Origin of the sequence: Exiguobacterium sp. PvP048 (genome assembly GCF_040549175.1) — a bacterium.
In the GTDB taxonomy this organism is placed as follows: Bacteria; Bacillota; Bacilli; order Exiguobacteriales; family Exiguobacteriaceae; genus Exiguobacterium_A; species Exiguobacterium_A artemiae.
This window is the reverse complement of record NZ_JBEPSU010000002.1, coordinates 472,967-490,010: the sequence shown is the minus strand read 5'-3', so window position 1 is coordinate 490,010 and position 17,044 is coordinate 472,967. Positions and strand designations below refer to the sequence as shown.

The 17,044-nt window shown below is 49.9% G+C and carries 18 protein-coding genes and 2 pseudogenes; 5 read left to right on the top strand and 15 right to left on the bottom strand.

Annotated features, from left to right (window positions below):
- Nucleotides 1–86: 86 nt before the first annotated feature.
- The 9 genes and pseudogenes from ABIC15_RS06935 to ABIC15_RS15295 all read right to left on the bottom strand — a co-directional run.
- The gene (locus tag ABIC15_RS06935) at nt 87–905 is read right to left on the bottom strand and encodes a MetQ/NlpA family ABC transporter substrate-binding protein (protein ID WP_354020191.1); all 819 of its coding nucleotides are present in this window, start codon (nt 903–905) and stop codon (nt 87–89) included.
- 19 nt (nt 906–924) lie between these two features.
- Nucleotides 925–1,587 carry a methionine ABC transporter permease gene (locus ABIC15_RS06930; protein WP_318930153.1) on the bottom strand — a complete coding sequence of 221 codons (663 nt, stop codon included), beginning with the start codon at nt 1,585–1,587 and terminating at the stop codon, nt 925–927.
- The gene (locus ABIC15_RS06925; RefSeq protein ID WP_354020189.1) at nt 1,580–2,326 is read right to left on the bottom strand and encodes a methionine ABC transporter ATP-binding protein; all 747 of its coding nucleotides are present in this window, start codon (nt 2,324–2,326) and stop codon (nt 1,580–1,582) included. The genes ABIC15_RS06930 and ABIC15_RS06925 overlap by 8 nt, the downstream gene beginning before the upstream one ends.
- A gap of 171 nt (nt 2,327–2,497) precedes the next feature.
- On the bottom strand, nt 2,498–3,688 hold the full coding sequence (locus ABIC15_RS06920; RefSeq protein WP_354020188.1) for an acetyl-CoA C-acetyltransferase: 1,191 nt from the start codon (nt 3,686–3,688) through the stop codon (nt 2,498–2,500).
- Between the two features lie 13 nt (nt 3,689–3,701).
- Nucleotides 3,702–4,478 carry a 3-hydroxybutyrate dehydrogenase gene (locus ABIC15_RS06915; RefSeq protein WP_026828674.1) on the bottom strand — a complete coding sequence of 259 codons (777 nt, stop codon included), beginning with the start codon at nt 4,476–4,478 and terminating at the stop codon, nt 3,702–3,704.
- Nucleotides 4,479–4,483: 5 nt separating this feature from the next.
- Nucleotides 4,484–5,146, bottom strand: coding sequence for a 3-oxoacid CoA-transferase subunit B (locus tag ABIC15_RS06910; protein ID WP_354020186.1), 663 nt, complete (start codon nt 5,144–5,146; stop codon nt 4,484–4,486).
- Nucleotides 5,147–5,158: 12 nt separating this feature from the next.
- The gene (locus ABIC15_RS06905; RefSeq protein ID WP_214765091.1) at nt 5,159–5,860 is read right to left on the bottom strand and encodes a CoA transferase subunit A; all 702 of its coding nucleotides are present in this window, start codon (nt 5,858–5,860) and stop codon (nt 5,159–5,161) included.
- Between the two features lie 34 nt (nt 5,861–5,894).
- Nucleotides 5,895–6,602 (bottom strand): annotated as a pseudogene (locus ABIC15_RS15300) (GntP family permease); the annotation flags it as partial.
- Between the two features lie 86 nt (nt 6,603–6,688).
- A pseudogene (locus ABIC15_RS15295) lies at nt 6,689–7,334 on the bottom strand (GntP family permease); the annotation flags it as partial.
- Nucleotides 7,335–7,587: 253 nt separating this feature from the next.
- On the opposite strand from ABIC15_RS15295, the gene ABIC15_RS06895 reads away from it, so the two are divergent.
- The 3 genes from ABIC15_RS06895 to ABIC15_RS06885 are packed head-to-tail and all read left to right on the top strand — an operon-like array spanning nt 7,588 to nt 9,359.
- Nucleotides 7,588–8,709 carry a GGDEF domain-containing protein gene (locus tag ABIC15_RS06895; protein ID WP_214848457.1) on the top strand — a complete coding sequence of 374 codons (1,122 nt, stop codon included), beginning with the start codon at nt 7,588–7,590 and terminating at the stop codon, nt 8,707–8,709.
- A 56-nt stretch (nt 8,710–8,765) separates the two neighbouring features.
- A complete protein-coding gene (locus ABIC15_RS06890) occupies nt 8,766–8,942 on the top strand; it encodes a hypothetical protein (RefSeq protein ID WP_165871658.1) in 177 nt (58 codons plus the stop codon).
- Nucleotides 8,943–8,954: 12 nt separating this feature from the next.
- Entirely contained in the window at nt 8,955–9,359 is a 405-nt protein-coding gene (locus ABIC15_RS06885) for a DUF350 domain-containing protein (RefSeq protein WP_026828679.1), read from the top strand.
- Between the two features lie 41 nt (nt 9,360–9,400).
- Here ABIC15_RS06885 and ABIC15_RS06880 read toward each other — a convergent pair whose 3' ends face one another.
- The 4 genes from ABIC15_RS06880 to trhA all read right to left on the bottom strand — a co-directional run bounded on the left by ABIC15_RS06880 (nt 9,401) and on the right by trhA (nt 12,939).
- Nucleotides 9,401–9,658, bottom strand: a complete 258-nt coding sequence (locus ABIC15_RS06880; protein WP_114596135.1) for a hypothetical protein — start codon at nt 9,656–9,658, stop codon at nt 9,401–9,403.
- A gap of 30 nt (nt 9,659–9,688) precedes the next feature.
- A complete protein-coding gene (gene rpiA / locus ABIC15_RS06875) occupies nt 9,689–10,387 on the bottom strand; it encodes a ribose-5-phosphate isomerase RpiA (RefSeq protein ID WP_114596136.1) in 699 nt (232 codons plus the stop codon).
- Between the two features lie 46 nt (nt 10,388–10,433).
- A complete protein-coding gene (locus tag ABIC15_RS06870; protein ID WP_354020181.1) occupies nt 10,434–12,161 on the bottom strand; it encodes a M3 family oligoendopeptidase in 1,728 nt (575 codons plus the stop codon).
- Between the two features lie 130 nt (nt 12,162–12,291).
- Complete coding sequence (gene trhA / locus ABIC15_RS06865) at nt 12,292–12,939, bottom strand: PAQR family membrane homeostasis protein TrhA (protein WP_214765112.1); 648 nt, start codon at nt 12,937–12,939, stop codon at nt 12,292–12,294.
- Between the two features lie 114 nt (nt 12,940–13,053).
- Here trhA and ABIC15_RS06860 point away from each other — a divergent pair, with 114 nt between their 5' ends.
- Complete coding sequence (locus ABIC15_RS06860; protein WP_214765115.1) at nt 13,054–13,575, top strand: DUF1836 domain-containing protein; 522 nt, start codon at nt 13,054–13,056, stop codon at nt 13,573–13,575.
- 56 nt (nt 13,576–13,631) lie between these two features.
- Complete coding sequence (locus ABIC15_RS06855) at nt 13,632–14,606, top strand: DUF4003 family protein (protein ID WP_214765117.1); 975 nt, start codon at nt 13,632–13,634, stop codon at nt 14,604–14,606.
- A 323-nt stretch (nt 14,607–14,929) separates the two neighbouring features.
- Here ABIC15_RS06855 and ABIC15_RS06850 read toward each other — a convergent pair whose 3' ends face one another.
- Nucleotides 14,930–15,226, bottom strand: a complete 297-nt coding sequence (locus ABIC15_RS06850) for a hypothetical protein (protein ID WP_114596141.1) — start codon at nt 15,224–15,226, stop codon at nt 14,930–14,932.
- A 53-nt stretch (nt 15,227–15,279) separates the two neighbouring features.
- The gene (locus ABIC15_RS06845; RefSeq protein WP_353048706.1) at nt 15,280–17,034 is read right to left on the bottom strand and encodes a putative bifunctional diguanylate cyclase/phosphodiesterase; all 1,755 of its coding nucleotides are present in this window, start codon (nt 17,032–17,034) and stop codon (nt 15,280–15,282) included.
- Nucleotides 17,035–17,044 lie beyond the last annotated feature (10 nt).

Below are 17,044 nucleotides of genomic sequence, written 5' to 3'. Positions count from 1 at the left end.
TGATGATAGAACGACTAAAAAACCACGAATCGCGTGTCTCTGAAACAGACAGGCGAACCGTGGTTTTGATTTTTTAAGCCGAACACTCATTTAAAGGCAGGAATTGCCGTTTCATCATAGTTGTCTTCGAGGAACTTTTTGACTTTCGGACTTGTCATCGCTTTCGCCAGCTTTTGAATCGCTTCCGAATCCTGATTGTCCTTCCGGGCAACGAGTGTGATGGCGAAGTCATTTTCGACGCCTTCCGTGACAAGGGCATCTTTCTTCGGAGTCAGGCCGAGCGGTGAAGCATAGGCCGGCGTCATGATGACCGCATCCGCATCCTCATACAGACGGGCGAGCATCAGCAAATCGACTTCCTTGAACTTAAAGTTACGTTTGTTTTCCGTGATGTCTTTCATCGTGTAGTACGGACCGGTTTTCTTTTTCAACTGAATCGCATCATGCTGAGCGAGCAGAGCGAGTGACCGGTCGATGTTTGAGACATCGTTTGCGATGGCAATGACGGCACCTTTCGGCAACTGGTCCATCTTTTTATAGTCTTTCGAATAAAGACCGTAGTTGGCAAAGTAGATTGGTTTGATCGGCACTAAATCAGCCTTGTTGTTGCGGTTGAATTCTTCCATGTACGGTACGTGCTGGAAGAAGTTCGCATCGACTTCCTTCGCTGCGAGGGCACTGTTCGGCTGCACGTTGTCACTGAGGACAACGACTTCCAAATTGACGCCTTCTTTTTTCAGTTCCGGTTTAACGAGGTCGAGAATTTCCGTCATCGGTTTGATCAGTGACGCGACTTTTAATGTCTCGGTTTTTGACACCGATTCCTGTTCGTCCTTCTTATCGGCGTTGCCGCATCCGGCTAATGCCAATACAACAACACTGAGTACTGCCATGATTTTTTTCATCTTGAATTCCTACTTTCATTTAACGTTTATCGAGCAAGCGTGCTGCGGTCGTTCCGGTAAATTGAATCAGTTGGACCAGGACGACCATGATTAAAATCATATAGAGCATTAATTCCGTCTGAAATTGTTGATAGCCGTACCGGACGGCAAAGTCGCCGATCCCCCCGCCCCCGACAACCCCCATGATCGTCGAATAGGAAATGAAGCTGACGATCGATGTCGTCAGTCCTAGGACAAGACCAGACCGGGCTTCAACGAATAAAAACTTCAGGACGACTTCTCGCGTCGAGGCGCCCATCGAAACGGCCGCCTCGATGACACCTTTTGGCACTTCAAGCAACGATTGTTCGACGAGCCGTGAGTAATGGGCAACGGCAATGACCGCCAACGGAACCGTCGCCGCCGCTGTTCCGATCGCCGTCCCGATAATGAACCGCGTAAACGGAATCAGGAAAACGACGAGCAATAAAAACGGAAACGACCGGATTGTATTGACGAATAAATTCAGAATCGAAAAGACGAACTGGTTCGACAGCAACTGTCCTTTACGTGACAGATAAAGCCAGGTTCCGAGCGGTAAACCGAGAAGAAGAGCCGCGAGAATCGAGATTCCGACCATCACGAACGTTTGTCCGATCGCCAGTCTGATTTCCGCCGCATATTCGAGCACGATGTCAGGCATGTGGATCCCTCCGCTCTGTCAACTGGGTCAGGAACCAGCCGGCATCACTTGTAATTTCCGTGATCCCCGCCGGTTCAGTCGCTACGGTCGCTTCAATCCGGCCGTCCGCCATAACCGTGACCCGGTTGCAGATGCTTTGAATCACCTGCATCTCATGGCTGACGAGGACGATCGTCACGCCGAGTGCCTGATTGATGTTCTGCAGGACACGTAAGATTTCCGAAGTCGTACTCGGATCAAGTGAAGACGTCGGCTCATCACACAGCAAAACGCGCGGGCGGTTCGCAAGCGCCCGGGCAATCGCGACACGCTGCTTTTGTCCTCCACTCAGTTCGGACGGATACTTTCGGGCAAAGGACTCCAGTCCGACAAATCGGAGACACTCCTCAATCCGGTTTGTCCGCTCGCGCTTTTTGACACCGGACAGTTCAAGCGAAACGGCGATGTTTTGTTCGACCGTCTTGTTTCCGACGAGATTAAAGTCCTGAAAAATCATGCCGATATTTTGACGGGTCTGCCGCAGCTGTCGGTTCGACAGATTCGTTAAATCCATCCCGTCAAATTCGATTCGACCGGTATCCGGTCGTTCGAGCAGATTCATCAGCCGGAGTAACGTCGATTTCCCGGCACCGCTCGCACCGATGATGCCATGAATCTCGCCCTGTTCAATCGAGAGGGCGACGGACTGGATGACCGGTTGTCCGGAAAAAGCTTTACTGACATTCTGTAATGAAATCATCTGACACCCTCCCTTACAACGTGTTTCATTTTACCGCAAGCTGTCTCTTTTTGTCATGTCGTTTGCTTCTTTTCTTTCCCGCTCTTTCCCGCGTCATTTCATTAATTAAGTAAACCATTTTAATAACAAAAAATCTGAACCGAAGTCCAGATTTTGATGAAGCGATTTTAATTACTCTTCGTACTTCTTGACGATCGTCGCAATTCCTTGACCGCCGCCGATGCAGAGTGTCGCCAGACCATGGCTTTCGCCGGTCCGCAACATCTCGTGAATCAACGTCACCATGATCCGGGTTCCGCTGGCGCCGATCGGGTGACCGAGGGCAATCGCCCCGCCGTTTCGGTTCAACTTCACCGGATCAAATTGGAGTTCCGCATCCACGGCAAGTGATTGCGCCGCAAACGCTTCGTTCGCCTCGATGACGTCGATCGCGTCCAGGCTCAGACCGGCTTTTTGCAACGCTTGTCCGACCGCTTTGACGGGACCGATCCCCATGATACTCGGGTCGACGCCGGATGTTCCGTTGGCAACGATCTCGACGAGCGGGGTCAGCCCAAGTTCTTTTGCCTTTCGGGCCGACATGACGACGACTGCTGCCGCTCCGTCATTAATCCCGGATGCATTGCCGGCTGTGACCGTACCGTCTTTCTTGAAAGCCGGACGCAAACGTGCGAGTGATTCCGCTGTCGTTCCGGCACGCGGGAACTCATCTTCGGCGAAGACAACCGGATCACCTTTGCGCTGTGGAATTTCGACCGGTGTGATTTCCGCTTGGAAACGATCCGCTTCGATGGCTTGACTTGCTTTTTGTTGACTGGCTGCTGCAAACTGATCCTGTGCTTCGCGGGAAATCGTGTACTGCTCGGCCAGGTTTTCTGCCGTAATGCCCATATGATAATCGTTAAAAGCACACTCTAAACCGTCTTTAATGATCGTATCGACAAGCGGCTGGTCGCCCATCCGTAAGCCGGTCCGGGCTCCGCTTAACACGTACGGTGCCTGACTCATGTTTTCCATCCCGCCGGCGACGATGATTTCCGCCTCGCCGGACTTGATTGCTTGAAACGCGAGGTGAATCGCCTTTAAGCCGGAACCACAGACTTTATTGATCGTCATCGCCGGGAGCGATTCCGGGAGACCGGCGAGGAGACTGGCCTGCCGTGCCGGATTTTGTCCGAGTCCCGCCTGCAGGACGTTGCCCATGATGACTTCCTCGACGAGCGCTGGTGCGACATTCGCCTGTGCGAGTGCCGCTTCGATGACCGTTGCGCCAAGTTTTGTTGCCGGAACATCCTTTAAACTGCCGTTAAAACTGCCGATTGCCGTACGTGTCGCACTGACGATTACCACTTGTTCACTCATCCTGACTTCCCCCTTATTGAATCGTATATCCGCCGTCTAAGACATTGGCCTGTCCCGTGATGCCTTTCGCTTTTCGACTGGCGAGGAATAAGGCATAGTCAGCGATTTCCTCGACCGCGAGCAACCGCTTTTGCGGAACGAGCGGATAGATCACGTCTTCGAGAACCTTTTCCAGTTCGACCTGGCGTGTCTTCGCAAGATCCGCCATCTGATTGCGGACGAGCGGCGTGTCGACGTAGCCCGGACATAAGGCATTGACCGTGATCCCGTGTTCCGCCCCTTCCAGTGCCGCCACTTTCGTTAAGCCGAGAAGTCCGTGTTTCGCGGAATTGTAGGCCGCTTTTCCAGCAAAGCCGATCAAGCCGTTAATCGATGCCATGTTGATGATCCGGCCGTATCCTTGTTCCTTCATGAGTGGAAACGCATGTTTAATCGCAATGAACGGAGCCGTCAGCATGATTTTGATCATCAGTTCGAACTTCTCTGTCGGGAAGTCTTCGATGGGTGAGACGTGCTGTAAACCGGCATTGTTGATCAGGACATCAAGTCGGCCGTACCGCTTGATCGTCTCGGCAAAAACCGACTGAACCTGTGCTTCATCCGTCACGTTCAGCGTCAGTCCGATGACATCATGTCCCGCTTCCTGTAACGACTTCGCTGCTGTTTCGGCTGCTTCCGTGTTGACGTCCGTAATGACGACCTTCGCACCTGCTTCAGCGAAGGCTTTTGAAATTTCAAGCCCGATCCCGCTTCCTGCTCCCGTCACGAGGACGATATCTCCGTTGACCATCTGACTCACTCCCCTATGCTGATGCGTTCAAGTTCCGGACTGACCGTAAAGTTCGCTTCCGTCACGTTGCGGATGTCTTCGACTGTCATTCCGTCGAGCGTCTCGATCAAGACCATCCCGGCTTCCGTGAAATCAAAGACCGCTTTATCCGTAATCAACCGGTTGACGACTTGACTCCCGGTCAACGGTAACGTACAACGTGTCTTGACCTTCGACTCGCCGTATTTATTGACGTGTTCCATGATGATGACGACCCGTTTCGCGCCGTTGACGAGATCCATTGCCCCGCCCATTCCCTTGACCATCTTGCCGGGAATCATCCAGTTCGCGAGATCCCCGTTTTCGGCGACTTCCATCCCGCCAAGAATCGCGAGATCAATGTGACCGCCGCGGATCATCGCAAACGATTCGGCACTATCGAAGTAGGACGCGCCTTTTTGTGCCGTGACCGTCTCTTTGCCGGCATTGATTTCGTCAGCGTCGACTTCATGCTCGAGCGGATACGGTCCAATCCCGAGCAACCCGTTTTCCGATTGCAGCATGACATGCATATCATCCGGAATCGCATTGGCGATCAGTGTCGGAATCCCGATGCCGAGATTGACGTACATGCCGTCCTCGATTTCCTGCAGCGCGCGATTGATAATGATTTCTCTAGACGTTGCCATAATATCTCCCCCTTATGCTTCCCGGACTGTCCGGCGTTCGATGCGTTTTTCGTAGTCCGTCCCGACGATGATCCGCTGGACGTAAACGGCCGGTGTATGGATCTCGTTCGGATCGAGTTCACCTACTTCGACCAGTTCCTCGACTTCGACAATCGTCACTTTCCCGGCTGTCGCGACAAGCGGATTAAAGTTCCGTGATGTCTTCCGGAAGACGAGATTACCGAGCTTGTCCGCTTTCCAGGCTTTGACGAGCGCAAAGTCTCCGATGATTCCTTCTTCGAGCAGATAGGTTTTCCCGTCGAACTCTTTTTGTTCCTTGCCTTCCGCGATCGGTGTTCCGACACCGGTCGGCGTGTAAAAGCCGGGGATTCCCGCTCCACCGGCCCGGATTCGTTCGGCCAGTGTCCCCTGCGGTACGAGATCGACTTCAATCTCACGGCTTAAGTACTGTTGCTCAAACGTCTTGTTTTCTCCGACGTACGACGAGACCATTTTTTTAATCTGGCGTGATTGCAATAAGATACCGAGCCCGAAGTCATCGACACCACAGTTGTTGCTGACGACCGTTAAATCCTTGACCCCTTGTTCCTGCAGAGCCGCAATCGATTTTTCCGGAATCCCGCATAAACCGAATCCGCCGACGACGAGTGTCGCCCCGTCAAAAATATCAGCTGTCGCTTCTGTAAATGAATCGTAGATTTTCCCCTGTTGCATCGTTCATTTCCCCCTTTTTTTTTAACCCACTCACTTAATACAGACCTGTCAAATTGTACAGTCCGATCATCAGGAAGACCGTCACTGTCTTTAAAACCGTAATCATAAAGATGTCACGGTACGACTGACGGTGCGTCAAGCCGGTGACGGCAAGCAACGTGATGACGGCTCCGTTATGCGGTAACGTATCCATGCCGCCGGACGCCATCGAGATGACCCGGTGCATGACTTCCGGTAGGACGCCGCCAGACGTAATCGCTTGTGTATATTTATCCGACATCGCACTGAGCGCGATGCCCATTCCGCCGGACGCAGAACCGGTCACCCCGGCAAGGGCCGTCGTCGTGACCGCGCCGTTGACGAGCGGATCGGTGAACGTCGATGAAATCCCGTTCGAGACCGTCTTGAAGCCCGGTAAGGCGGCGATGACGCCGCCGAATCCGTACTCGGCACCCGTATTCATGACGGCGAGTAAGGCACCGCCGATGCTGAGGTTCAGTCCGGCCTGGAAATTCGTCCGGACTTTTTTGAAGTCATACAGCATCGCGGAAATGATTCCGATGATCAAGGCCATTTGGACGGACCAGATGGCAAGGACGGCCGGCGTCTCGATTTTCCCGAACGCTTCGAGACCAATTGCTGCGAAATCAAATCCTTCCGGATACCATGCCGGAATTGCGAGCGTAAAGTATTTGTTCATGACAGCGACTAAAATCAACGGCACAAAGGCCAGGACTTGGCGGTAAACCGGTTGTTGTGCCGTCTCGAGCGTCAGTTCCGGTTCATTTTTCAATTCCATCTGCGGCGCACTGCTCGCTGCCGTCGCTTCAAAGCCGGCGTAGCCTTCCCCTTCTTGATGGGCTTTCCGTTTACGGGATTCAAGATAGAACATCCCGACCGTCAGGATGATCAAGCCGCCGATTGATCCCATGATTGGTGCCGCATAGATATCTGTTTTAAAGAATGTCGTCGGAATGACGTTCTGGATTTGCGGTGTCCCCGGCAAGGCGTCCATCGTAAACGTAAATGCACCGAGGGCAATCGTTCCCGGAATCAATCGTTTCGGGATATTCGCTTCGCGGAACAGGTTTGCTGCGAACGGATAGACGGCGAAGACGACGACGAACAGGCTGACACCGCTATACGTCAAGATCGCGCCGAGCAACACGATGGCGAGAATCGCCCGTTTCGCTCCGATCATCCGAATGATCGACTTCGCGATCGATTCAGCGATTCCTGACATTTCGACGACTTTCCCGAAAATGGCTCCGAGTAAGAAGACCGGGAAGTAGGCTTTAATGAAGCCGACCATTTTTTCCATGAAGATGTTCGAGAAGAACGGTAAGACCCAATCCGGGTTCGTCAGTAAGACGGCGAACAAAGCACAGATCGGAGCAAATAAGATGACTGAAAAACCACGGTACGCTACGAACATTAATAAAGATAAGGCAAGAAGAATGATAATCAGTTCCATGGTGAATCCCCTTTAAATTTTAGTAAGCGCTTTCAATTGCTTCTTCATCATTTAACAATTGAATACATGAATGGTCAATCAAAAACCTTAAACCTATAAGTACAGCTTATAGGTTCTATAACTTCACATTATAGACACATTTTCTTTTTGATGTCTTTTTCGAAAATCTTTTCGGCAGATGAAGGACTATTTGATGTCAATAGCGTATTCTAACGGTAGAATGATTTGTTATACGAAAGCAAGGTGCCTGAATTTGAAAACCATTCTTTATGATCTTCTCCATAACCTGACTTTATTGATGAGCGGTTTTTATCTCCTTGGAAAACTGTCACCTCATCCGATTACCGTCGACTCCAAACGCTCGGTCCGCATTTTGTACGGAATCAGTTTGAGTCTTTTATCCTGGATGCTGATGCAACTGACGATTGAGCCCGTTCCCGGTGTTTTAGTCGATCTGCGGCACATTCCTGTCATCGTTGCCGCTTATTTTGCCGGTCCGTTACCGACGGCGATCGTGACGATCGTCATCATCCTCTACCGCTTCAGCATCAGCCTGAACAGTTCAGCTTATGCCGCGGCACTGTTCATCACCTTGATTGCTGTCGGGACGTCGCTGCTCGTCAAGTGGTTGCCGATCTATTCCAAGCGAACCTTTACGCTTGTCACGGTGTACGCGACTGTCCTGCACGGGATCGTCTTGATATATGTCTTAGCTGATTCTAAACTCATCATGGACATACTTAGCGTCGTCCTCCCTGCTTCATTCATCAGCAGTTGGCTTGCGCTCGTCATCACTCGTGATATCCGCTTGACAAAGCAGTCGATGCGAACATGGCAACAAACGGCGCAACGTGATTTTTTGACCGGCTTACATAATTTCCGTGCTTTTACGGACCATTTTGACGATTTAAAGCAACAAACGATTTTACAGCAACATGAAGTGGCCTTGATAACGGTTGATATCGATCACTTCAAACATGTTAATGATACGTTCGGTCATGAAGCCGGCGACGAGGTCCTGCGTCAATTCGCCTCCCGTTTGCGGGACGGAGTGACGGATGCCGGGTTCATCTCCCGCAATGGCGGCGAGGAGTTTTCCGTTCTCGTCGAACAGTTGACGGATGTAAAAGTTCTGGCGTTGGCGGAACAGTTGCGGGAACGGATTGCGACGTCTCCGTTTCAATTGTCGAATGGGACGCAACTGCCGTTGACAGCTTCGTTCGGAGTCGCACATTTCCCGAAATCAACATCACAGATTCAGCAACTTGTGACGGATGCGGACGTCGCACTTTATCATTCCAAACAAAATGGGCGCAACCGGGTGACACTTTTTACACGTGAACTCGAAGTCGCTGTGACTCATCCTGTCGATTAGGGATGGACGAATCCGGAAAAATCGGCTACGTTTGATGATGAGGAAGGTGATTCATCATGAAATTAACAAAAGGACCTTACATTATCATCGGTCTGCTGCTCGGACTGCTCTTCGGCTTCATCGGAGATAATTTTTACCTGTATGTCTCCGCCGGGATTTTAGTCGGAGCGATGCTCGAAGGGTACGTTGCCTGGCAACAACGAAAAGAACGAAACAAATCCAATCATTCCTAAGGAGGAATTAAGATGGGCTTCAGTGAACTGTTCGTCTCAACACTTGCGTATATCGGAGTGGCTACACTTTTACTTGCCATCGGCGTCGTCCTGTTTGAAGTGACGACCAAATCAAAAGAGATGGAGCTGATCCGTCAAGGAAAAAAAGCAGCCGTTTATGCATTCGGCGGACGCATCCTTGGTCTTGCGATCGTCCTCTACTCCAGTATCACGAACTCAGTCAGCATCCTCGATATGGTCTTATGGGGTGCACTCGCCATCGTCTTCCAAATCGTCCTGTTCTATTTGGCAGACTTGATCATCCCGCGAATCAGTATGACAAAAGAAATCGATGCCAATAATGAAGCTGTCGGTTTATTATTACTGTTTCTGTCGATTTCGATTGGTCTGATCATCGCCGGATCTCTTACATACTAAAAAAAAGCGCCAACAATCCGCTCTTGGATTGTCGGCGCTTTTCATTTTTCCAAATCTTCCAGTTCTTTTCGCGAACGCGGATAACCGTTCGCCTGCCACTCCGCCCGGTAAATCGAATCGAGTTTTGTCAATCCGACTTCATCCGGATCTTTATCGGCATCTGGACTTGAGTCCTGATCCAAGTGCGTCAAATACTCTTTTAACGGATCCGAAGTTCGTTTGTCCTTGTTTTTCAACAAGAGAAGACCGGCTCCAGCCAGCATACTTGCTCCGAACACATACCGTTTTCGTAACCGCATCGCTTTCCCTTCTTTCTTTTAAAACACGAACTAGACAAGTCCGCCTCCATCGCGTAAATCAGGATGTGCCAGCCGTTTGACTTGTCCTTGTTCAACTGTCAGGACATGGTCCGGTTGCCGCTCAAAATAACCGGTTTCAATCACGCCGGTCAAATTTTTCAGTTCTTTGGCAAAATGATGGACGTCTTGGACCTGCTTGAGGTCGACATCCAAAATCAGATGTCCGCCGTCCGTCACAAACGGTTTCCCGTCCTGTTCCCGCAATACCGCGTCGACATGTTTGTCCTGCAAAAAACGTTCGACATACGGTCTCGCAAACGCATCGATTTCGACCGGTAAGGGGCCGGTCAGGTGATGGACGAACTTCGAGGCGTCCGCTAAGTAGAGCACTTCCCGGCTCATCAGCGCGACGACTTTTTCCCGAAACAAGGCACCACCGCCACCCTTCAGAACGCGGAACTGCTGATCGATTTGATCGATTCCGTCAATGATCAGATCAATCCGGGTCGCTTCTTCAAGTGACAGAAGCGGAATGTTCAACCGGTTGGCTTGTTCCACTGTCTCATCTGACGTCGCTACCCCTTGCACCTGTCCACCGGCTTCGATCCATTTGCCTAAGACCTCGATAAAACTCCGCGTCGTCGAGCCTGTCCCAAGACCCAGCACCATTCCGTTCTTGACATACTTGACGGCAGCTTCCGCCAGCATCGTTTTCTCCTGTTCATACATCGGCACCCCTCCTTCGTTAGTTATCTATTCCCGATTGCTTCCGACTTCAATCGACGAGTCTGGCCGTCTCTTGTAAGTACATTTCAATCGCCGACAGGAGCGGTTCAAGTGCCTGTTGCCAAAAACTGATTGAGCCCGGTTCGCCGTCTATATACTGCTCAATCAGCTCTTCGATTGTCGCCTGTCCCGATGCGCGTAACAACGGTTCGAATTGTCCGGTGAACGCCTCATTTGATTGCTTGACCGCCGTATACAAGTGATTGCTCAGCAAGTAACCGACCGTGTAGGGAATATTGTAGAACGGCTTTTCCGTATCATAGAAATGACCGACAAAAATCCATTTATATGGATCCGGTTCCGCCAGTACACCGCCGTAAAAGCGGGCATCCTCCTCCCGCATCAGTTCAGTAATCCGGTCGCTTGAAACCGGCCCCTGCCGTCGCTCCGAATAAAAACGTTGTTCAAACCGGAACATGTTCGGAATGGTTGCGACGTATTTTAATCCTTCGCTGATTTTAATTTCCAGCATAGCCAGTTTCTCTTCGCCCGCCGATTGTTCGATGACGGCGTCAAGGACCAGGTTTTCCATGAATGTCGAAGCCGTCTCTGCACTGCTCGTTCCTTTTATCTGATCAAGAAACGGTAACTCGTGCAACCGCGAATTATGATAAGCATGACCCAGTTCATGAGCAAGCGTGACGACATCCGGATACGCTTCGCGGTACGTCATGAAGATCCGGCTTTCTTTAGCGACCGGGAACGAGGCACAGAAGCCGCCTTCTGCTTTAGACGGCCGGTTTTCCGCATCAATCCAGCCTTTTTCAAATACTTCTTTCGTAAAGACTGCTAATCGCGGATGCAACCGGTCAAATTGATGCAGAATGATCGATTGCGCCTCGTCATAGGAAACATGATCGTGCGAGGTAAAGGTATTCGCCTCTAAATCATGCCATGCCGGTTCCGTGACATGTGCCAGACGCAATTTCCGTTCGTAATAGGACTGGAACAGCGAACGATTTTGATCTATCGCTGCAAGCATCGCTTCAATTGTCGTCCGTTGCATCCGGTTTTGTTCACACAGTTCCGTTAACGGATCCTCCCATCCGCGTTTTGTGTAAACTTGCAATCGAAAACCGGCTATCCGGTTCAAAATCATCGCAAAGTCTTCTCGTTCAGCAGCACACGTCTTTGCGAAAGCTGTCGCTGCCGCTTGCCGGTAATTGCGTGTTGCCCCATGAAAAACCTGATGCAGGGCGTGTCCGATTGTGACCTTTTCTTCATCAAGCGGAATCCGTAAACCGGTCAAACGCTGTTCATACAACTGTTCCCATCCGGAAAAACCGTCGATTGCCAGTGCTTGAATCATTTGTTCCTGCTCAGCCGATAGACGCCGTTCCATGATGGCACGGCGTTCTGTCAGATAATAAGACGGCGTTTCAGATTGGAGAATTGTCCACTCTGCTTCAGACAGCTTCGATAACCGTTCCTCAAAGACCGTTTCACTTGTCCGGAGACTTGCTTGCAGCGTCTCGGTCTGCTCAAGCAGCCTTCCCACTTCATGACGCGAAACATCTTCCGCGTACAGGCAATACACAAAATCACTCAGTTCTTCAACGTGGCTTTTGATTCGCTCAAGATGCGGCAAATAAAAAGACACCGGAGGTTGGCCGGTTTGAAGCTGATCCAGTTCCTGTCGTAACCTGTCAATCGTCTGTTTCACGTCCTCAGTCGAATACAGTTTTTCAAGCTGCCAGCGGGATTGCGTAATCGACATCACTTTTCCTCCTTTAATTAATCCTGTCCTTTCGTTTCCTTCGGCTTCCCTTCCCGGGAAACCTGCCAATGAAATACTTTGCTAACAAAAAACATCCTTCCGCTAAAGAAAGGATGTTTGGTTACACTCATTAAATGACAAAGAAGTAGACACAGAGGAAATGTGCCAAGCTGCCGAGCAGGACGAACACATGGAAAATCTCGTGAAAACCGAGGTGCTTGAACGAAAGAGCACGCGGCTTTAATCCATAGATGATACCGCCGATCGTGTAGAAAATTCCACCGAGGAACAATAGACCGATTCCGACCGGCGACAGGACTGCTGCGAGCGGTGTGATCGCAAAGACCATGATCCATCCCATTCCGATGTAAAGCGTCGTCGACAACCAGCGCGGACTGTTGAACCAGACGAGCTTAAAGGTGATCCCAAAGACAGCAATCAGCATGACGATGCTGAACAGGACCCAACCGGTCGGTCCGTTCAGACTGATCAGGCAAAACGGGGCGTAGGACCCGGCAATCAGCAGATAAATCATCGAATGATCGAGACGTCTCCACGTCGCAATCGCCCGGTCACTGGCCAGTACCATATGATACGTCGCCGAGACAGCATATAAGGCAATCATGCTGACACCAAAGATAATTGCCGCGACAATCGCTAGTCCGGCTCCCCGCTCCAGTGCTGCTTTGATGACCAGTGCGAGCAGTCCGACGAAAGCCAAAACAGCTCCACCCAGATGTGTCAGACCATTGATGGGTTCTCTCATATACGTTTTCATAATTTCCCTCCGTTGTTATGTAGTTTTTAATACTACATGGCGTTATATGAACATTCTATCATACACTAGAGAAATAGGAAGCCATTCCGCACTATTTTTTTTGGAGGTATTTTCATGACACAGCCAGATCAACCGACACCATCGTTCGACCGCCAGTTGGAATTAACGGATATCCCGAACATCGACCTCTACATGGATCAGGTCATCCAGTTGTTCGAACGGACCTTTCAGGAGACGACGCGGACGGAAGGCGAAACCATCTTAACGAAAACGATGATTAACAATTATGCCAAGAAAAAACTGTTTTTCCCGGTCACAAACAAAAAGTATACAAAAAATCATTTGATCCTGATCAGCCTGATTTATCAACTGAAAGGAACGTTTTCAATCAATGACATCAAAACGATTTTGACGGACTTGAATACCGGTGTTACGGAACAAACAATTGATTTGGAAGACTTTTATCAAACGTATCTCGATGCGACAGCGGTCAATCAGACCTTGTTCGAGGAGCAGCAGCCTCCGACGGATGACTTGGATCATCTCGAACAGTTACAACTGATTTTATCGCTCGCCCATATGAGCAACTTGTACCGCCGGGCAGCTGAACGATTGATTGACCGATTAGAAAAGTAACCGTCTTTCTTTTATGTGTCATGGTAAAATAGGGAAAAAAGGATGAGGTGCAGGAGATGGAACTCGAACAACGTTTTTTACAACGTTTAGATGAAACAGGACATTATTTCGTCACTTACCAGGATGGTGTTTTAATCGAACTTGCTTTTGATGCTGTCGTCGGCCGACATCCCGCACCTTTTCCGGAGTTGGAGAAGACGGCTCGGTTTTTGGAAGAGCATCTCCGCTCCCATCAGACACAAGCGTTGTTGCTTGCTTCAAAAATTCAGGCTTATGATGCAGAACCGGCTGAACGGATTGCCCCGATGATGTCGATTTATAGTTTTTTTGCAACACACCGGCTCGTCCATCCGCTCAATGCTTATTCGACCGCTTTATTGATCAGCCGTTTACAGCCGACGGATGTCCAACTTGAGCGGACCGTCTCGTTATACCGCCTTTGCAAAACCTCACACCGGTTCATCGTCTCGCCCCTGCTGATCTCGTTTCTGTTTTTAAACAGTTTACACCGGGGCGAGTTATCAACAATCCATGATCAGATCGAAGCGCTGTATGACATGTTGAAAAAGCGATTCGGGCGGTCTCAGCAAACGTATGTCACGGCACTCTTATTTGCCTTATTACCGGACGAGGACCACCACCTTTATCTTAATCAGCTCGTCCAGTCCCGGAACGCTTACCGCAAACACGGGATTCCACTGTCGTTTCATGCGTTGCTTGCGCTACTCGGTCAACCGGAAGTACATCGCGCGGCACTTGAACAGATATCAGACCGTTTGCGGCAAAACCCCCACTTCAAATACCGGAAGGATTTAATTTTCCTGACGGCGGTCCGGCTCTATCTTGCGGATCATCCGACGTTGCACCAATTGTTTACTCCGTACAGCCCGGCTGACTGGACGAATTCGACTGATTTCATCCCCGTTTTCCTGTTCCCGGTCGACTTGACGGATACGTCCCATGCGACAGACGGCGGAATGGCGGACGGCGGATTTGACGGTGGCGATGGTGGCGGCGGCGGTGGCGATTGAACTCGCTCATCCACTGCCTGTTTCCGTATAAGATTTTCTAAAAAAACAAAATGGGGCGGACTCAAAAAAGAATCACTCGTTCTTTCACGCCCTTTCCTCAGGCGAGACACAATCCAGTTTCCCTGCCTCATTTAGGCAGGAAATCTGGTCTTGTTTGTCTCTGACAGCGCAAAAATGCGCTTTTTCCTGTAGGACTTGCGTGAAGCGAGTGATTCTTTTTTTACGAGATCAGGGTGGCAGATTATCATTCCGCCACCCTGATCTTTGTAGAGAGTGACTTTTAAGTCAGACCCATTTGTATAAAAGCCGGCACAAGTGCCCGATTATTTTTGTTGATCGTCTGCATCAGACGGTGTCACATCGCCGTCTTCATCAGCTTCGTGAGACAAATCAGGTGCTTCGTCAGATGATGGTTCAGAATCCGGTTGATCTGTTGATTCCGAATCCGCTGACTTCTTGTCTTGATTGTCGGACTGCGGCTCTTTTTCGTGGTGCTCGGATTTTGAATCCGACTCATTTTGTGCTGCTGTATCGGATTGATCACGACCTGCGATATCGTCGTTCGTCATACGATTGCCCGATGTAATCGGATCCGTTTCTTTTTCGTGTTGCTCTGACATAGTAACATCCCCCTTGAATCATGATGATTAAAGTATTCCCTTACGAGAGACGGTTAAACATCCTGGGTATGCGTGATCTTTGCAAAATCGGCAATCAAGTTCGTGATTGGTTGCGGATGATGCAGATAATGTCCTTGTACATACAGTGGATTTCCCACCGCAACGATGTGCTGGAACTGAGCACTTGTTTCGACTTCCTGAATGACAAGCGAAATTCCAAGTGCCTGTGTCAACGAATACACGGACTGGACCATCGACTGTTCGAGCTGGTTTTGAACGAGACGCCGTGTAAAGATCGGATCCAGCTTAACCGATTGGACCGGTAAACGGAGTAAGGAATTGAGTGAAGCATAATGACTCCCGAAATGATCGACACTCAGACGATAACCTGCCCGGCGTAACATTTCCAGACGTTCGATGACTTTCCGTTTCCCGATTTGCAAAACTTCTTCCCGGATTTCAAGCACAATCCGCTCTTTCTTGAACGACGCACCGTTTGCGAACTCTAACAGATCGGCAAGCATCGCATCCGATTTGAATTGACTGGCGGAGAGATTAATCGAAATTATCACGGGACGCCCCAATTCTGTCTCCAGCCGGAGACTGTCCGAGATCGCCTGGGCAATCGTAAAGTGACCGATTTGACTAAACTTCCCTGTCCGTTCCGCAATCGGAATGAAATCGGCCGGGCTGACGAATCCGAGTACCGGATGATTCCAGCGAAGCAGTGCTTCGACGGCAACCGTCTGGCCCAGTTTGGCGTTAAAAATCCGTTGGTAATACAATTCGAACTGCCCGCGCTCTAACGCTTGCTCCAATTCCTGTTCCAATACACGGTTAAACGGATGTTGTTCGACCTCGCGTTGCTGATCGACAAATGAAATACCCGCTTTTCCGTCCAGTTTGACCTGTTGCATCAGGGCTTCTGCTGCATAGACCTGTGTCTGGCGGTTCATGTGGTCGCCCGTTAACAGACTGACACCTGACGAAGCCGTCAAACGAATCGGTTCGTCCGCAAGATTTTTAATCGGCTCCTCAATCGCCTGAATGATGGATTCAGCGAATGTCCGGCCTTGATCCGTAAAATCCGCTTGTTCCAGAGGGGCAAGAACAATGAACTCGTTCCCCTCCATCCGTCCGACGACGTGTTCCGGAATCGAGACATATTTTAAGCGTGACGCAATTTCCTGAAGCACCTGATTTCCAATCCGGTATCCGTACTTCGCATTGATCGCATGAAAGTTATCGAGATTGAGGACCATCAAAAAGGTCGGCTGGCTCAAGACACTCGAAATCAATCGGTTCATGTATCGTTCGTTATAGACATCTGTCAATGCATCTTTGATCACATAGGTCTCGACGCTGATTGATTTACTGATGATGTTCGCGTAATTTTCAATCATCTCTAATTCGCTTTTACTGAATTCGTACGGTTGATCATCAAAAGCACACAACGTCCCGATTTTTTCGTTGTTGGCATTTTTAATCGCGACACCAAGAAAACTGCCGTTTCCCAGTGTTTGGGTGACCGGATGATGACTTGTCATCGGATTCGCCAATAATTCATTGATTTGAATCTTACCGTCTGTTTCATCGATGACGAGTTTACAGAGGACATGTTGGAAGATGTGTGTCGTTCCCTCTTCAATCAGTTCCTTTCCCTGATTGATCGCCTTGACGATAAAGTTACTGTTTGAGTCATTTAATGCGAAAAACAGTGTATTGACGCCGATTTTTTCACTCAATTGATTTAAGATATCTTCGACAAGCGGGTGTAAGGCTTCATATCGCATCTGCGAGTTATCCACGGTCCGTCCC